We start from the raw sequence: 16,218 nt of genomic DNA, 5'->3' as shown, positions 1-16,218 counted from the left end.
TTGCTAGCAAGACGCAGGCAAACGGAGCGCATCATGGGCAAGTGGCAATTCTGGGTCGATCGTGGCGGCACCTTTACCGACCTGGTCGGACGGCGACCCGATGGCACGCTGGTGACGACCAAACTCCTCAGCGAGAACCCCGAGCACTATGCCGATGCCGCCGTCGAAGGGGTCCGCCGCCTGATGGAGGGGTCCGACGCCCCGATCGAGGCGGTCAAGATGGGCACGACCGTCGCCACCAATGCCCTGCTGGAGCGCAAGGGCGCGCGCGTTCTGCTGCTGATCACAGAGGGGTTTCGGGACCTGCTGCGCATCGGCACGCAGGCGCGACCACGCCTGTTCGATCTGAACATCCAGTTGCCGTCGCTGCTTTATGAGCAGGGGACCGAGGTGCCCGAACGGCTGGATGCCGAGGGCGGGGTGCTGACCCCCCTGGACGAAGACGCCGTGCGCGCGGCGCTGACCAAGGCCTATGACGATGGCATCCGCGCCGTCGCCATCGCCTTCATGCATTCCTACCTGAACCCTGCGCACGAGGTCCGCGCCGCCGAGATCGCCCGCGAGGTGGGGTTCACCCAGGTCACGCCCAGCCACGAGGCCAGCCGCCTGATCAAGCTGGTCGGGCGCGGCGATACGGCGGTGGTCGATGCCTATCTCTCACCGATCCTGCGGCGCTATGTCGACCAGGTAGCCGATGCGCTGGACCTCGGGCGGGGCGGCTGCGAGCACCTGTTCTTCATGCAATCGAATGGCGGGCTGACCGATGCGCGGCTGTTCCAGGGGCGCGACGCGATCCTCTCGGGGCCCGCGGGCGGCGTTGTCGGCATGGTGCGCACCGGGCAGGCGGCAGGGTTCGACAAGCTGATCGGCTTCGACATGGGCGGCACCTCGACCGACGTGTGCCATTTCGCAGGCGAGTACGAGCGCAGCTTCGAAACCGAGGTCGCGGGCGTGCGGATGCGCGCGCCGATGATGCATATCCACACGGTCGCGGCCGGGGGCGGATCGATCCTGTCTTACCGCGACGGGCGCTTGCAGGTGGGTCCCGAAAGCGCGGGCGCCGACCCCGGCCCGGCCTGCTACCGGCGCGGCGGGCCCCTGACCGTGACCGATTGCAACGTGATGCTGGGCAAACTGTCGCCCCGCCACTTTCCCGCCGTGTTCGGGCCGAATGCGGATCAGCCGCTGGATGCCGATATCGTACGCGAGAAGTTCGCGGCCCTGGCCGAGGACATCGGAGATGGCCGATCTCCCGAAGAGGTCGCCGAGGGGTTCCTGCGCATCGCGGTCGAGAACATGGCCAACGCGATCAAGAAGATCAGCGTGCAGCGCGGCTATGACGTGACGAAATACGCGCTGGCGAGTTTCGGCGGCGCGGGCGGGCAACATGCCTGCCTCGTCGCGGATGCGCTGGGCATGACGACTGTCATGCTCCATCCCTATGCCGGGGTCCTGTCGGCCTATGGGATGGGCTTGGCCGATATCCGCGCGCTGCGCGAAGCGCAGTTCGATGAAGGCCTGGATCGGTTCGCACAGGCGGAACAGAGACTTTCCGAGATGGCGGACCAAGCCCGCGCCGAGGTGTCGGAACAGGGCATCGGGGCCGACCGCATCCGGATCGAGAGACGCGCCCATCTGCGCTATGCCGGCTCGCACCAGGCCCTGGCCGTCCCTTTTGGCAGTGCCGACGATTTGCGGGCCGCCTTCGAAGACGCGCATCGCGCGCGGTATGGGTTTGCCGCGCCAGAACGGGACCTTGTCTTCGAAATGCTGGAGGTGGAGGCCATCGGGTCGACCGATGCGCCCGACGCCCCTTTGCCGACCACAGAAAAAGACCCTGCACCGCGCGATATGCTCTCTGTCCACCTCTCCGGGGCGCAGCATGACACGCCCCTTTACGCCCGAGACGACCTGCCTGTCGACACAACGGTGGCCGGACCTTCCGTGATCACCGAGGCGACCGGCACCAACATGATCGAACCGGGCTGGCAGGCGCGGGTCGATGAGCTGGGCAACCTCTTGCTGGAACGAACAGAAGCGAAGGCGACCGAACATGCCCTTGGGACCGAGGCCGACCCGGTGATGCTGGAGGTTTTCAACAACCTTTTCATGAACATCGCCGAGCAGATGGGCGCGACACTGCAAAACACGGCCTATTCGGTGAACATCAAGGAACGGCTCGACTTCTCCTGCGCGCTGTTCGATTCCGATGGCAACCTTGTGGCGAACGCCCCGCATGTGCCGGTGCATCTTGGCTCCATGTCCGAGGCGGTGCGCACCGTCGCGCGCCTGAACGCCGGACAGATCGCCGAGGGCGACGCGTATATGCTGAACGCGCCCTTCAACGGCGGCACGCACCTGCCGGATGTGACCGTGATCACACCCGTTTTCGACAGGGCCGGGCAAAAGATCGTCTTCTGGGTCGGCAGCCGGGGCCACCATGCCGATATCGGCGGCAAGACCCCCGGATCCGCCCCGCCCGACTCGACCCGGATCGAGGAGGAAGGCGTCGTCATCGACAATTTCAAACTGGTGGAAAACGGGCGCCTGCGCGAGGCCGAGACACGGGCGCTGCTGGCCTCGGGCCGCTATCCCTGCCGCAACATCGGCCAGAACATGGCCGATCTGGAGGCGCAGGTGGCCGCCAACGCGACCGGCATCCGCGAGGTGCAGAACATGGTCGAAACCTTCGGGTTAGACACTGTTCTGGCCTATATGCGCCACGTGCAGGACAATGCCGAGGCCAGCGTGCGCCGCGTGATCGGGTCGCTGAAGGACGGGGCCTGCACCTACCCGCTGGACGATGGCAGCGAGATCAAGGTCGATATCCGCGTCGATCAGGCGGCAGGCCGCGCGGTGATCGACTTCACCGGCACCTCGCCGCAGCATCGCAACAACTACAACGCCCCCAAGGCCATCGCGACAGCGGCGGTGCTCTATGTCTTCCGCACGCTGGTCGGGCGCGAGATCCCGTTGAACGAAGGGTGCCTTAAACCGCTGGAGATCATCCTGCCCGAGGGGAGCATGATCAACCCGGTCCACCCCGCCGCCGTCATCGCGGGCAACACCGAGGTCAGCCAGGCGATCACCGAATGCCTCTATGGCGCGCTGGACGTGATCGCGGGCAGCCAGGGGACCATGAACAATTTCATCTGGGGCAATGACCGCATCCAGAATTACGAAACCATCGCGGGCGGCGCGGGCGCCGGGCCGGGGTTTGATGGCGCCTCCTGCGTGCAGGTCCACATGACGAATACGCGTGCAACCGATCCAGAGATCCTGGAAACCCGCTTCCCTGTGAGGGTTGAGCGCATGGCCCATCGCAGCGGATCGGGCGGCATCGGCGCATGGAGCGGTGGAGAGGGGATGCACCGGGTGCTGCGCTTCCTCGACCCCATGACGATCACGACGCTCTGTTCGCACCGGGAGGTGCCTGTTCCGGGGCGCGCGGGCGGTGGCGAGGGGGCTATCGGGGAAAACTGGGTTCTCCGGGCCGATGGCACGCGCGAGCGCCTTGCCGGAAATGCCGAAGTCGCGCTGGGCATCGGCGATGCGATCGAGATGCTGACCCCCGGTGGCGGTGGCTGGGGCCAGCCCAAGTGACCCGAAAACACGGCCTTCCAGGGCGCGGCACGGTCAGGATCGTCTGACAGGACGCCCGGCGAGTCCTGTCAGAAACCTGTGACATTTCGGTTTCGGGAACCGAAGTGCCGCGTTCAACCCTTGCTTGAATGCCCCGGCGCGCGTATCCGGGGACTCGCTTCGGTCCGGACGGCGCAAACCGTTCGGGTAATAGGGAACGCGGTGTAATCCCGCGACTGCCCCCGCAACTGTAAGCGGCGAGTGTGGACGGCACATGCCACTGGGACATCCCGGGAAGGCCCGTTTCACGCAACGACCCGCGAAGTCAGGAGACCTGCCGAAGTGATCACCCTGTCCGGGCGCGGGTGGCGCCATGGGCAACGGACCCTTCCGTAGTGGTGACGCATTTGCACCGTCTGCGGAGGGACGAACCCCTCCGATGACATACACCAACGAGTCCGAATGCCGCCATACCGGTATCGAAGGAGGGACATACATGACGAAACGATTGGCTTTGACCGCCATCTCCGCACTCGTTGCCGGCAACCCGGCCTTGGCGCAGGACGCCTTTTTCCAACTGGATGAGGTTATCTTCTCGGCGGGCCTGACCGAGATCGAAGAGGATCGCACCGGCGTATCGGTCGATGTGCTGACGACCGAAGAATTGCGCTATCCCGGCGATATCCAACTATCGAACACGCTGGCGACCGTGCCCGGCCTCACAGTCAGCCAGAATGGCCCGGTCGGGTCGAGCACCACACTGCGCATTCGTGGTCTCGGGACGTCCTACATACCCGTTTACCTGAACGGGATAGATATCACCGATCCGTCCTCCTCCCAGACCGGGTTCGACTTCGGCAGCCTTCTGGGCACCGGGGCAACGCGTGTCGAAATCCTGCGCGGCTCGCAAGGCTCCATCTACGGGTCCGAAGCCATCGGCGGCGTGGTGAACATCACCTCCGACTTGGCCCCTGACGAACCGGGCACCGAGGTCACGGTCGGCGTCGAAGCCGGCAGCTACGAGACCTACCTGTTGAATTTCGGCGTTGGCACTCGGTTCGAGCGCGGAACGCTGTCCTTCTCCGCCACGGAACTGACGACAGAGGGTTTCTCGGCCGCCGACGAAAATGACGGCAACACCGAAGAGGACGGCCACCAGTCCACCACCCTCATTCTTGCGGGTGAATTTGAGACCACCGAGGCTCTGACCATCGGGTTCAGCGCCTTCTACATCGACAGCTTTACCGAGATCGACGATTCCATCGATACCGCCGATGAACAGGAAGGCGAGCGCTCCGGCCTGCGCGCCTACGCCAATTTTGACGCCTTCGGTATAGAACACGAGCTGTCCATCAGCGGATCGCGCACCGAGCGTTATTACCCCGGCGGCTTCACCGAAGACTATCTCGGCGAGCGCATGACATACTCATATCTCGGCACCGCCAACCTACGCACGGCCGATACGCTGACGTTCGGCCTTGATCTGACCGAGGAAGAGTTCGACGCCGATTCCGATTCCGGCGGCGTGGATACCGCCGCGGTCTTTGCCGAATATGTCGCGGCACTGGGTAGCGGTTTCGACCTCTCGGCTTCGCTGCGCTATGACGATCATTCGATTTTCGGCGGACAAACCACTGGTCGTCTTGCCGGCGCATGGCGCCCGGCAGAAGGCACTGTTTTGCGCGGGTCGATTGCATCGGGCTTCCGCGCGCCGTCGCTCTACGAGCTGTATTCCGGATTCTACGGCAACCCGAACCTCGAACCCGAGCAGAGCCGCAGCATCGAATTGGGCATCGAACAGGCGTTCGGCGACCTGAACCTTAGCGCGACCGTTTTCTACACCGAGATCGACGACCTGATCAGTTTCTCAGGCGGCGGCTACAACCAAGTAGCCGGCACCAGCACCACGCAGGGCTACGAACTCACCGCCAACTACATGCTGAGCGACACCCTGTCGGCTTTTGCGAACTATACCTACACGGACGCCGAGGACCGGGCCGGCAATCGTCTGCCGCGTGTGCCGCGCCATAACCTCGTGCTTGGTCTCAATGCAGCAATTGCAGAGCGTGTTACCTGGGCGACGACCGCTCAATTCGAGTTTGACAGGCAAGACGTCGTCTTTCCTGCACCCAACTACGAACGAACGCCGGTTGACGTTCCCGATTATGCCGTTGTCGACACAACCTTCAGCTACGCGGTCAACGACACCACGGAGGCCTTCCTGAGGATCGAGAACGTCTTCGACGAGGAGTACCAGACGGCAATCGGCTACGGCACCAGCGACAGGGCGTTCTACATTGGCCTGCGCTCGCGCTTCTGATCGTTTGAAGCGCCTTGCGGTGGCGGCGGGGATGACCCTCGCCGCCGCTACATCGGCATGGGCGGACGCCCCCACCCGGGTCGTGTCGATGAACCTGTGCACGGATCAACTGGCGATGATGCTGGCCGCGCCGGGGCAGTTGATCTCGGTCAGCCAGGTCGCGGTCGATCCGCTGACCTCCCCCATGGCCGAGGAAGCGGCGGCCTACGACATCAACTTCGGTAGCGCGGAAGAGATCTACCTGCTCGACCCCGACCTCGTCCTGGCCGGCGTCTATTCCGACCCGGCGACCGTGGGCATGCTGCGCCGCCTCGGGGTGCGAGTGGAACAGATCGCGATCACGCAGCGCCTTGTCGACGTGCCGGATCGCCTGCGCGAGGTCGGGGCGCTTCTTGGCCGCGAAACCCGGGCAGAGACCCTGATTGCCGCGTTCGAGACGGATCTTGCGCGGCTGACGCATGCCGCGACCGGCCCCCGCGCGGCCTTCTACTTTCCCAACGGCTATACGCTTGGCACCGGGACGCTGTCGCACGACATCCTCACAACAGCCGGATTCACCCATATCGCCGAAGAACTGGGGCGCAGCGCATCGGGGCGGCTGGCGCTGGAATTGCTTGCCATGGCCGCGCCGGAACTGGTGATCGGCAGCACGCCCTATGCGGGCGCCTCGCGGTCGGAAGAGATCTTGCGCCACCCCGCGCTGCAAGCGGTGATCGCGGCCGGCCGAGGCACGGTCAGCGGGCCGGATTGGGTCTGCGGCACGCCCCATGTCATCAATGCCCTCGAAAACCTGACCCGCCTGCGGACCGAGATGGAGGCCGCGCGATGACCCGGCGGCTCCTCATGCCCGGTCTCGTGGCGCTGGTCCTCGTGCTGTTCACCCTCTCGCTTCTGATCGGGCCGGCGGGGTTCGGCCTTGGCGATTCGCTGAGGGCCCTGGTCGGCGGACAGGGCGATGCGGTCACGCTGGTGATGCGGGAAATCCGCCTGCCCCGCGCCATCCTCGCCGTCATGGTCGGCGTATCGCTGGGCCTGTCGGGTGCGGCCTTGCAAGGCTACCTGCGCAACCCTTTGGCGGAACCGGGCCTGATCGGCGTATCGGGGTCGGCGGCGCTGGGCGCGGTGATCGCGCTGCAAACGGGGTTTGCCACGCTCTTCGCCCTTGCCTTGCCGCTGGCGGCCCTGATCGGGGCCTTGATCGCGGTGATGCTGATCCTGCTGCTGGCCGGCCCGCGCGGCGGGTCAATCACGCTGATCCTGGCCGGCATCGCGATTTCGGCCCTTGCGGGGGCGTTGACCTCGCTTGCGCTGAACCTGTCACCCAACCCTTTCGCGGTCAGTGAAACGGTGTTCTGGATGCTCGGGTCGCTGTCGGATCGCTCCTTTGCGCATGTCTGGATCGCGCTGCCGTTCATGGCCGTGGGCTGGCTGCTCCTGTCGCTGACGGGCCGGGGCCTGGAGGCGCTGACGCTGGGCGAGGACGCCGCGCAGGCGATGGGCATTGACCTGCGGCTATTGCGCCTGTCGGTGGTGCTGGGCACGGCGGCCAGCGTCGGCGCGGCCACCGCCGTGGCCGGGGCCATCGGGTTCGTCGGGCTTGTCGTGCCGCACATCCTGCGGCCCTTCGTGGGCGCGCGCCCGGGCCGGCTGCTTTGGGCCTCGGCCCTGGGCGGGGCGGCGATGGTTCTGGCGGCCGATATCGCGGTGCGGCTGGTTCTGCCAGACCGCGACCTCAAGCTGGGGGTCCTGATGGCCATCGTGGGGGCGCCGCTGTTCCTGCACCTGATCTACAAGACCCGGAGGGCGATGGCATGACCCTCCTGTCGCTCGAGAACCTGACGGTGATGCGCGGGTCTTGCCCCGTGGTCGACACGGCCAGCCTGACCATCGACAAGGGCGAGGTCGTCGGCCTGATCGGGCCAAACGGCGCGGGCAAGACGACCCTTCTGCGGGCGGCCTTGGGGCTTTTGCCATTCAAGGGCAGTTCCTCGCTTGCCCGAATGACACCGCGCGACCGCGCCAAGGCCGCCGCCTGGATGCCGCAGGCGCGCGAAATCGCTTGGCCCGTGGCGGTCGAGACGCTGGTGATGCTGGGGCGCGTGCCCTACCTGTCGGGCGGTCAGAAACCGGGCGAGGCTGATCACGACGCGGTTCGGCGCGCCATCGCCGATATGGGCCTGACAGGGTTCGAGGAACGCGCCGCAACCGACCTGTCGGGCGGCGAGCAGGCCCGCGTGTTGATCGCACGGACGCTGGCGCAGGACTGCCCCCTGATCCTCGCGGACGAGCCGATCGCCGGGCTGGACCCCGGCCACCAGATCGCCACGCTGACCCTGTTCCGCAGCATCGCGGCGCAGGGCAAATCGGTTCTCGTCTCCCTGCACGATCTGGGCTTGGCCGCGCGGCATTGCACGCGGCTGATCATGATGCACCAGGGCCGGATCGTGGCCGATGGGGCGCCTGCGACCGTCCTGACGCCGGGCAACCTGCACGACGTTTTCGGCATCTCGGCCCATGTTCAGGACGGCCCCAATGGTATGATCTTCCAGCCGCTCGAGGTGATGCGATGATCGCCGTCACGCTTGACCGTCCCTGGCTGATCGCCGATCTGGGCCAACCGCTGCGCCTGCTCAGCTTTGCGCCGCACCGACCGGGGTTCGTCTCGGCCAGTCGCGTCCTTTGGCGCGAGGTCCGTAACGCGGACCTGACGCGCGAGTTCGACGCGATTTCCTGGCTCGGCCACGAGATGAGTGCGCGCGGGGATGAGGACGCTATCGGGATGCTGACCTCTCGCAATATCGGCCAGAACCATCTCGAATTCGCGGTTTCGGGTCGAATTTCGGCCTCTTGCCTTGCAACGGTTGGCCTTACCAATGCCGAGCGCGTGGGGCATCGCCTGCCCGCGCTGGCCGTGGCCTATGGCACCATCAATCTGTTGGCCGTCACGGATGCCCCCTTGTCGGACACGGCCATGATCGAAGCGATGACCATCGCGGCCGAGGCGCGGACCGCCGCTGTAATCACACATGGCCCCGACCTGCCAACAGGGCGCGCGACAGGCACCGGGACCGATTGCATCGTGCTTGGCTGCCCCGGCGGGTCCACCGCCTATGCCGGGCTTCACACCGATGTGGGCGAAGCCCTGGGCCGCTCGGTTTACAACGCTGTGGCCAAGGGCACGCGCGAGTGGATGGAAACGAGGGACGTGTGATGGCATTTTGCGACGGGGAGACGATGACATGACAGACCTGATCGCCAATGGCGGCGTCGTCCTTTGGATCATCGCCGCGCTTTCCGTCGTGACCGTCGCGCTGATCCTGTGGAAGGTCTGGCGCCTGTCGCTGTCGGGGGCGTGGTCAGGCGGGCGCGTGACCGCAGAGGCGATATCGCACTGGCAGGCCGGAGAGGTCGACGCCGCGATGGCGATATTGTCGGGGCGAAACTCGATCCGGGCGCGGCTGGCCTTGGCGGCGATGTCGTCCCGTCTGGATGCGGGCCTGTCCGACGCCGCCGCGCGCGAGGACACCGCAAGGCAGGCACGGGGCCTTCTGGCGCAACTGCGCGTCGGATTGCGGCCCCTTGACCTGATCGTGACGATTGCGCCGCTTCTGGGTCTGCTCGGCACTGTTCTGGGCATGATCGCGGCCTTCCAGGCCTTGCAGGAGGCCGGTGTGCGCGCCGATCCCGCCACCTTGGCCGGTGGCATATGGGAGGCCCTTCTGACCACGGCCGCGGGGATGGGGGTCGCCATCCCGGCCTCCATGGCGCTGACTTGGTTCGATTCCGTGGCCGACCGGCTTCAGGGCGAGATGGAGGATGACGCGACCCGGATCTTCACGCGGGGGCCTGCGGCGTGAGTTTCACCTTCGACACCCCGCGCGCCCGCCGACGCCCCAGCCTGACCCCTATGGTCGACGTGGTGTTCCTGCTGCTGGTATTCTTCATGCTGGCCTCGCGCTTCGGGCAGGAGGCCGAGATCGCGCTATCGCCGCCCTCGGGCAGCGCAGGGTCAACGACGTGGGACGGCCCCCCGCGCCTGATCGAGATTGGCCCCGATACCCTCCGCCTGAATGGTAACACCACTGCCTTGACCGATCTGGCCGATGGCATCTCGGCCCTCGTCTCGGGACCAGAGGACCCAATCGTCCTGATGCCGGTCGAAGGCAGCGATCTGCAACGCCTGCTCGATGTCGCCGCCGTCTTGCGCGCTGCCGGGTTCGAGTCGCTTATTCTGGTGGACGCGCCATGAATCTCGCTCAGGGTACAAAACGGCGCGCGATGCAGGACCGGGCCATCGTTCCGATGATCAACGTGGTCTTCCTGCTGCTCGTGTTCTTCCTGATGACCGCCAGCCTGACCCCGCCCGCCCCGTTCGAGATCGACCCGGTCGAGGCCGAAGGCGTCTTGACCGACCCACCGCCGGACACGTTGCACATCGCCGCCGATGGGCGCCTTGCCTATGAAACGGCCCGCGGCGACGCGGTGTTTGGCGCCTTGGCCAATCGCGATGCGGACCGCCCCTTGCCGATCCGGGCGGATTCGGGCCTGCCCGCATCTGAACTCGCCGCCCTCCTGCCCCGGCTGGCCGAGATCGGGATTGCCGACATCCGGCTTGTGACGGTGCAGCCATGAGGGGCGGCGCTGAAATCCTTGCCTTTCTTGGCCTTTCCGCCGCGCTTCATGCAGGCGTTGCCTATTGGGTGCCCGGGGATTTCGGCGGCTCAGGACAAGGGGCTGGCGGCCAGGATATCGTCTCGCTTCAGGCGAGCCCGGCGGCGCTCTCGACCCTTGTGCGCGAGTGGCGCGATGCGCCCGAGGTGTCGGACGTCAGCGCGTTACAGCCGCCGCAGGTCACCCCCGATCCGCCCATCGCGCCGAACAGCGATGTGGCACCCGTGCAGCGCATGCCAGCGTCCCTCTCGACACCGGTCCTGGAAACGGCGCCGCAGCGCCCGGCGGCTGTTCCGGCACCGCCCGCCCAGATGCAGGCCATGACCGAATTCGACGGCCCCACCCTGCCCACCATTCCCAGCCTCGCGCCGCCGCCCACGGCAGACGGCGATGCCCCCGGTCGCATGGTTCGGCCCACCCTGACTGCGCCCGATCTGACGGCCAGACCGACCGTCGACGCCACCGCGCCGGAGCTACCGGACTCGCCCCTTGCCACGCGCAGTTCGCCCCGCCCAATGGCACGGCCCGAGCGGCCCGAGGCAGCGGCCAGTGCACCACGCACGCCCGCACCGGCGCGCGTGGCCGGCGGCAGCGGCGGAGGGGCGACCCAAGGCGCGGCCACCCAACCCGCGCCACAGCCCAGCTTGTCCGCGGGAGAGCGTCAAAGCCTGATTGCGTCGTGGGGCGCCCAAATCCAAAGGCGCATCGAACGCAGCCGGCCCCGCGTGCGCGGCACCGGCCAAGTGGTGCTGCGCCTGACGATCACGCGGGGCGGGCAACTGGCCGGTGTCGGCATAGCGCGGCCCTCCGGTGATCCGGCCATCGACCAGGCCGCCGTTCAGGCCGTGCAACGCGCCGGGCGCTTCCCCGCGGCCCCCGATGGCCTGACCGATCCGAGTTACGGATTCTCTCTGCCCGTGACATTCCGCTAAGGGCTGTTCGGGGCTGATCGGGCTGCTATGTCGGACAGCATGGTAAACAGCTTTCTGCATATCGAGTCCGTCTCGAAAAGTTATCCCGGATCGGATGGACCGGTCTCCGTCCTGCGCGGCGTGGACCTGAGCCTCGCTGCCGGAGAGACCCTCGCCCTGACAGGCGAAAGCGGGTCGGGCAAAAGCACGCTTCTGCACCTCGCCGCCGCGCTGGATGCGCCCGATAGCGGCTCGATCCAGCTTGATGGGATCGAATTTGCCGGATTGGGAGACTCGGACCGTGCAGCGCTTCGGCGCGAAAAGATCGGTCTCGTCTTCCAGCAGTTCAACCTCGTTCCGTCCCTGACCGTCGCCGCCAATATCAGCCTGCAAGCGCGGCTAGCCGGTCGCCATGATGCCGATCTGTGCGCCCGCCTTGTCGAGCGATTGGGGCTGAACGCGGTGACCGACCGCTACCCCGAACAGCTTTCCGGCGGGCAACAACAGCGCGTGGCCATTGCCCGCGCATTGGCGGCGCGCCCCGCCCTGATCCTGGCGGACGAGCCGACGGGCAACCTAGATGAAGCGACCGGCGATACCGTTCTGTCCCTTCTGCTGGATCTGGTGGCCGAGACCAATGCAGGCCTTCTGATGGTGACCCATTCCACCCGCTTGGCCGACCGCCTGTCGCGTCGGGTTCACCTATCGCAAGGCCGGATTGCGATGCCTGCGTCGGCGGCCTGAATCATGCTCTATCCCGCATTACAGAGCCTGTTTTCCCATTGGCGTCGGCAGCCCGGTCAATTGGCCATGCTGGTGCTGGGCCTTGCGCTGGCCACCGCGCTTTGGTCCGGGGTGCAGGCGATCAATGCCGAGGCCCGCGCAAGCTATGACCGGGCCGCGCAAACCCTGGGTCAGGACAGCCTTCCGCGCCTGTCGCGCGCCGATGGGCAACCCGTGCCCCTGTCCGATTACATCGCGCTGCGGCGGGCCGGTTACCTCGTCTCCCCTGTCATCTCGGGCGAGGTGCGCATCACGAACGCCCGCCTGCGCATTCAAGGCATCGACCCCCTGACCGCACCCGAAGCCGCCCAAGGCCCGGCATTGGACGGAGAGTTGGATCTTGCAGCCTTCTTCACCGCGCCGGGCCTTTTGCTGGTGTCACCGGACACGGCTGCTGGCCCCCTCCCGCCCGATCTGCCGCGACTGGTCGAGGCCGATGGCATCCCGCCCAACGCCGCGTTGACCGATATTTCGACCGCCGCGCGCCTGACGGGCCAGACGGATCCCTCTTTCCTGTTGGTCGCGCCCGAACAGCCGCGTGGCCTGCCGCCTTTGTCCGAGGCGACGGACCTGGTCCTCAGCCAACCGCAGGAAACCGGCGATATCGCGCGGCTGACCGACAGTTTTCACCTCAACCTGACGGCCTTTGGCCTTTTGTCCTTTGCCGTGGGTCTGTTCATCGTCCATGCCGCGATTGGGTTGGCGTTCGAACAAAGGCGCGCGAGTTTCAGGACACTTCGCGCCCTCGGCCTTCCCTTGCGGAGCCTTCTGACCGCGCTGGCCTTGGAAATCTCGACGATTGCGCTTCTATCAGGGCTTGCCGGGATCGCGCTTGGCTACGCGATCGCCGCCGCGCTGATGCCGGGCGTCGCGGGAACACTGCGCGGCCTTTACGGCGCAACCGTCCCCGGCACGCTCAGCTTCGATCCGGTTTGGGCGATTTCGGCGCTTGTGATCACACTCTTGGGCGCGGCGGCCGCGACAGCGCAGGCCATGCTCAGAACCGCGCGCATGCCCCTCCTGTCCCCGGCGCAACCGCGCGCATGGGCCCAGGCCTCGGGCCGGACGATCCGAAGCCAAGGCATCGCCGCGCTGATCCTGTTCATCGCTTCGGGTTTGATCCTGCAGTTCGGGCATGGCCTTGTCGCGGGATTTGCCGTCCTCGCGACCCTGCTGGTCGGCGCCGCCCTGTTGCTGCCTGTTTTCCTGACTGTTCTGCTGAACAGGGTCGAAAAATTGATCCGAGCGCCCTTTCTGCAATGGGTCATGGCGGATACGCGACAGCAGATCCCGGGCCTGTCGCTGGCCTTGATGGCCCTGCTTCTGGCGCTGGCGGCGAATATCGGTGTTTCGACCATGGTCGGGTCGTTTCGCGGCACGTTCCTTGGCTGGCTGGACCAGCGCCTCGCCGCCGAGCTCTATGTCGGCGCCCGTGACGAGGAACAGGCCATCGCGCTTGCCGAATGGCTGGCCCCCAGGTCCGAGGCCGTTCTTCCGATCATTTCCACCGATGTTCGGCTTCTGGACCTGCCCGGCGAGGTGTTCGGCATGGCCGACCATGCCACCTATCGCGACAACTGGCCCCTTCTGTCGGCCACGCCGGACGCGTGGGACAGGTTGTTCGCCGGTGAAGCTGTCTTGATCAACGAACAACTTTTCCGGCGCGAGGCCTTGGCGCTTGGGCAGGACATTGTGATCACGGATGATCTGACCCTGCCCATCGCGGGCGTTTATTCCGACTACGGCAACCCATCGGGGCAAGCGATCATCGGTTTCGACCTGTACCGGGCACTTTTTCCGGATGTGCCGCTGACCCGCTTTGCCGTGCGGGTTCCAACCGAGGACGCCCCGGGCCTCGCCTCTGCCATACGGGAAACGTTCGACGTCCCGACCGAGCTTGTCCGCAACCAGGCCCAGATCAAGCGCTTCTCGATCGAGGTGTTCGAGCAGACCTTTCGCGTGACCGGCGCGTTGAACGTGCTCACGCTCGGCGTCGCGGGGCTTGCGCTATTGACCAGCCTGCTGACGCTCGCCTCCCTGCGCCTGCCGCAACTTGCGCCGGTCTGGGCCATCGGCACGCCGCGCAAGGTGCTGGCACGCACGGAACTGACGCGCAGTGTCTTGCTGGCCGCGCTCACATGGGCGCTGTCCCTGCCCGTCGGCCTTGCCCTGGCTTGGGTCTTGCTGGCCGTGGTGAATGTCGAGGCGTTCGGCTGGCGTCTGCCGATGCAGTTTTTCCCCGCGGATTGGCTCAAATTGCTGGGTTTGTCCCTGATCGCGGCGGTGCTTGCCGCCTCCCTGCCGTCGCTGCGGCTTGCCCGCATACCGCCCGCCCGACTTCTCCAGGTCTTCTCGCAGGAGCGCTGATGTTTCGTTTCCTCCTCGCTCTCGTCCTTTTCGCCAGCCCCGCGCTTTCTCAGGGGTTCGCCGGGCTGGGCACCACGACGGAAGGGTTCGCCGTGCCACAGCCCGACCCCGTGTTCGACTTCCCGAGCGATCACGGCCCCCATCCCGCGTATCGCATCGAATGGTGGTATCTGACCGCGACCCTGACCGGGGCCGATGGACGGGACTACGGGGCCCAATGGACCCTGTTTCGCAGCGCGCTGGCCCCCGAAACGTCGCAGGGGTGGGAGGCCCCTCAGCTTTTCATGGGGCATGCCGCCGTCACGACAGCCGACGCTCATTACAGCGCCGAACGCCTTGCGCGCGGCGGCATCGGTCAGGCCGGCGCCTCGGCAGAGCCATTCGAGGCCTGGATCGACGATTGGGCCATGACCTCGACCGCCGCCGAGGGGGCAGATGCGTACTCCGCCCTGTCCCTTACGGCGCGCGGAGACGTGTTTTCCTACGCGATGGAGCTTCAGGCGACCGGCCCGCTCGTCTTCCACGGGCAGGACGGCTATTCCGCCAAATCCGCCGAAGGGCAGGCGAGCTATTACTACTCCCAGCCGTTTTACGAGGTGACGGGCATTCTTTACCTGCCGGACGGGCCGGTCGAGGTCACCGGCACCGCCTGGCTGGACCGGGAATGGTCCTCTCAGCCGCTTTCCGAGACGCAGGAAGGCTGGGATTGGTTCTCGCTCCAATTCGCCGATGGCGCGCGTTTGATGGGCTTCGGCCTGCGTGAGGCGGGGGGCGGCGTCTATACCTCGGCAACCTGGATCGAACCGGATGGCGCGACAGTGGCCTATCCCGATGGCGCGCTGCGGCTGACCCCGCTGGCCAGTGTCGACGTCGCGGGCCGAACGGTGCCCGTGGAATGGCGCGTCGAACTGCCCGATCGCGACCTCGACATCACGACGCGGGCGTTGAACCCGCAAAGCTGGGTGGACACCAGTTTCGCCTATTGGGAAGGGCCGGTCTTTTTCACCGGCTCCCATGACGGGCGCGGCTATCTAGAGATGACCGGATATGAATGACTATAGTCTAAACGGGCTTTTAGACACTGTTTGGAGCCATCTGTCGCGCGGTGTCGCCGACCGAAAGCACCCGGCCCGGCACCCGACCTTGGCCACGATCGCGCCGGAGGGGCCAGAGATTCGGACGCTCGTCCTGCGAGGTGCCGATCGCGCGGGCGCGACCCTCGACCTGCATACCGATGCGGCGTCCCCCAAATATGCGCAGATCACGGCCGATCCCCGCGTCGCGCTTCATGTCTGGGTGCCCAAGGCGCGCCTTCAGATCCGGATGCGGGGCCGGGCCGAGATGCGGCAAGGCGACCGGGACGTGTTCGACCGTCTCCCGCCCGAGGCGCAGGCGAATTACGGCGGCCCGGCCCCCGGCACGCCCGGCAAAAAGCCGGACGGGTCCCAAGGCGACCCCGCCCGCTTTGCCCTGATCCGTATTCATCTGGCCGAAATCGACGCCCTGTCGCTTGGCGACACGCATCAGCGCGCCCTGTTCACCGCGACGGACCGATGGGGCGGCGCATGGATCGCGCCGTAGGCA

At 66.4% G+C, this 16,218-nt stretch carries 14 protein-coding genes and 1 riboswitch; all 14 genes read left to right on the top strand.

What is annotated here, in order from left to right:
* Nucleotides 1–33 precede the first annotated feature (33 nt).
* The gene (locus tag ABD923_RS12860; RefSeq protein WP_259548467.1) at nt 34–3,603 is read left to right on the top strand and encodes a hydantoinase B/oxoprolinase family protein; all 3,570 of its coding nucleotides are present in this window, start codon (nt 34–36) and stop codon (nt 3,601–3,603) included.
* A 143-nt stretch (nt 3,604–3,746) separates the two neighbouring features.
* Nucleotides 3,747–3,938, top strand: a riboswitch (cobalamin riboswitch).
* A 140-nt stretch (nt 3,939–4,078) separates the two neighbouring features.
* Nucleotides 4,079–5,902, top strand: coding sequence for a TonB-dependent receptor plug domain-containing protein (locus ABD923_RS12855; protein ID WP_259548469.1), 1,824 nt, complete (start codon nt 4,079–4,081; stop codon nt 5,900–5,902).
* A 31-nt stretch (nt 5,903–5,933) separates the two neighbouring features.
* Nucleotides 5,934–6,731 carry an ABC transporter substrate-binding protein gene (locus tag ABD923_RS12850; RefSeq protein WP_259548470.1) on the top strand — a complete coding sequence of 266 codons (798 nt, stop codon included), beginning with the start codon at nt 5,934–5,936 and terminating at the stop codon, nt 6,729–6,731.
* On the top strand, nt 6,728–7,717 hold the full coding sequence (locus tag ABD923_RS12845; protein WP_259548472.1) for a FecCD family ABC transporter permease: 990 nt from the start codon (nt 6,728–6,730) through the stop codon (nt 7,715–7,717). Before ABD923_RS12850 ends, ABD923_RS12845 begins: the two co-directional genes overlap by 4 nt.
* Complete coding sequence (locus ABD923_RS12840) at nt 7,714–8,472, top strand: ABC transporter ATP-binding protein (protein ID WP_259548474.1); 759 nt, start codon at nt 7,714–7,716, stop codon at nt 8,470–8,472. Before ABD923_RS12845 ends, ABD923_RS12840 begins: the two co-directional genes overlap by 4 nt.
* On the top strand, nt 8,469–9,113 hold the full coding sequence (locus tag ABD923_RS12835) for an adenosylcobinamide amidohydrolase (RefSeq protein ID WP_259548475.1): 645 nt from the start codon (nt 8,469–8,471) through the stop codon (nt 9,111–9,113). Before ABD923_RS12840 ends, ABD923_RS12835 begins: the two co-directional genes overlap by 4 nt.
* 28 nt (nt 9,114–9,141) lie before the next feature.
* Nucleotides 9,142–9,759, top strand: coding sequence for a MotA/TolQ/ExbB proton channel family protein (locus ABD923_RS12830; protein WP_259548477.1), 618 nt, complete (start codon nt 9,142–9,144; stop codon nt 9,757–9,759).
* The gene (locus ABD923_RS12825) at nt 9,756–10,151 is read left to right on the top strand and encodes an ExbD/TolR family protein (RefSeq protein ID WP_259548478.1); all 396 of its coding nucleotides are present in this window, start codon (nt 9,756–9,758) and stop codon (nt 10,149–10,151) included. Before ABD923_RS12830 ends, ABD923_RS12825 begins: the two co-directional genes overlap by 4 nt.
* Entirely contained in the window at nt 10,148–10,534 is a 387-nt protein-coding gene (locus ABD923_RS12820) for an ExbD/TolR family protein (RefSeq protein WP_259548480.1), read from the top strand. Before ABD923_RS12825 ends, ABD923_RS12820 begins: the two co-directional genes overlap by 4 nt.
* Complete coding sequence (locus tag ABD923_RS12815; protein ID WP_259548481.1) at nt 10,531–11,505, top strand: energy transducer TonB family protein; 975 nt, start codon at nt 10,531–10,533, stop codon at nt 11,503–11,505. The genes ABD923_RS12820 and ABD923_RS12815 overlap by 4 nt, the downstream gene beginning before the upstream one ends.
* Before the next feature lie 39 nt (nt 11,506–11,544).
* Entirely contained in the window at nt 11,545–12,228 is a 684-nt protein-coding gene (locus tag ABD923_RS12810) for an ABC transporter ATP-binding protein (RefSeq protein WP_259548482.1), read from the top strand.
* Between the two features lie 3 nt (nt 12,229–12,231).
* Complete coding sequence (locus tag ABD923_RS12805; protein WP_259548492.1) at nt 12,232–14,634, top strand: ABC transporter permease; 2,403 nt, start codon at nt 12,232–12,234, stop codon at nt 14,632–14,634.
* Nucleotides 14,634–15,689, top strand: coding sequence for a lipocalin-like domain-containing protein (locus ABD923_RS12800; protein WP_259548495.1), 1,056 nt, complete (start codon nt 14,634–14,636; stop codon nt 15,687–15,689). Before ABD923_RS12805 ends, ABD923_RS12800 begins: the two co-directional genes overlap by 1 nt.
* On the top strand, nt 15,682–16,215 hold the full coding sequence (locus ABD923_RS12795) for a pyridoxamine 5'-phosphate oxidase family protein (RefSeq protein WP_259548496.1): 534 nt from the start codon (nt 15,682–15,684) through the stop codon (nt 16,213–16,215). Before ABD923_RS12800 ends, ABD923_RS12795 begins: the two co-directional genes overlap by 8 nt.
* Nucleotides 16,216–16,218: the final 3 nt, after the last annotated feature.

It is taken from the genome of [Roseibacterium] beibuensis (genome assembly GCF_039542305.1).
Classification (GTDB): domain Bacteria; phylum Pseudomonadota; class Alphaproteobacteria; order Rhodobacterales; family Rhodobacteraceae; genus Roseibacterium; species Roseibacterium beibuensis.
The sequence above is the reverse complement of the archived record's forward strand: the minus strand, read 5'-3'. Positions and strand labels throughout refer to the sequence as shown.

What these genes read in the sequence shown, in the direction of transcription:
- ABD923_RS12820 (WP_259548480.1), top strand. Translation starts at nt 10,148, where the DNA reads ATGAATCTCGCTCAGGGTACAAAACGGCGCGCGATGCAGGACCGGGCC.
- ABD923_RS12805 (WP_259548492.1), top strand. Translation starts at nt 12,232, where the DNA reads ATGCTCTATCCCGCATTACAGAGCCTGTTTTCCCATTGGCGTCGGCAG.
- ABD923_RS12810 (WP_259548482.1), top strand. Translation starts at nt 11,545, where the DNA reads ATGGTAAACAGCTTTCTGCATATCGAGTCCGTCTCGAAAAGTTATCCC.
- ABD923_RS12855 (WP_259548469.1), top strand. Translation starts at nt 4,079, where the DNA reads ATGACGAAACGATTGGCTTTGACCGCCATCTCCGCACTCGTTGCCGGC.
- ABD923_RS12850 (WP_259548470.1), top strand. Translation starts at nt 5,934, where the DNA reads ATGACCCTCGCCGCCGCTACATCGGCATGGGCGGACGCCCCCACCCGG.
- ABD923_RS12800 (WP_259548495.1), top strand. Translation starts at nt 14,634, where the DNA reads ATGTTTCGTTTCCTCCTCGCTCTCGTCCTTTTCGCCAGCCCCGCGCTT.
- ABD923_RS12795 (WP_259548496.1), top strand. Translation starts at nt 15,682, where the DNA reads ATGAATGACTATAGTCTAAACGGGCTTTTAGACACTGTTTGGAGCCAT.
- ABD923_RS12835 (WP_259548475.1), top strand. Translation starts at nt 8,469, where the DNA reads ATGATCGCCGTCACGCTTGACCGTCCCTGGCTGATCGCCGATCTGGGC.
- ABD923_RS12830 (WP_259548477.1), top strand. Translation starts at nt 9,142, where the DNA reads ATGACAGACCTGATCGCCAATGGCGGCGTCGTCCTTTGGATCATCGCC.
- ABD923_RS12840 (WP_259548474.1), top strand. Translation starts at nt 7,714, where the DNA reads ATGACCCTCCTGTCGCTCGAGAACCTGACGGTGATGCGCGGGTCTTGC.
- ABD923_RS12860 (WP_259548467.1), top strand. Translation starts at nt 34, where the DNA reads ATGGGCAAGTGGCAATTCTGGGTCGATCGTGGCGGCACCTTTACCGAC.
- ABD923_RS12845 (WP_259548472.1), top strand. Translation starts at nt 6,728, where the DNA reads ATGACCCGGCGGCTCCTCATGCCCGGTCTCGTGGCGCTGGTCCTCGTG.
- ABD923_RS12815 (WP_259548481.1), top strand. Translation starts at nt 10,531, where the DNA reads ATGAGGGGCGGCGCTGAAATCCTTGCCTTTCTTGGCCTTTCCGCCGCG.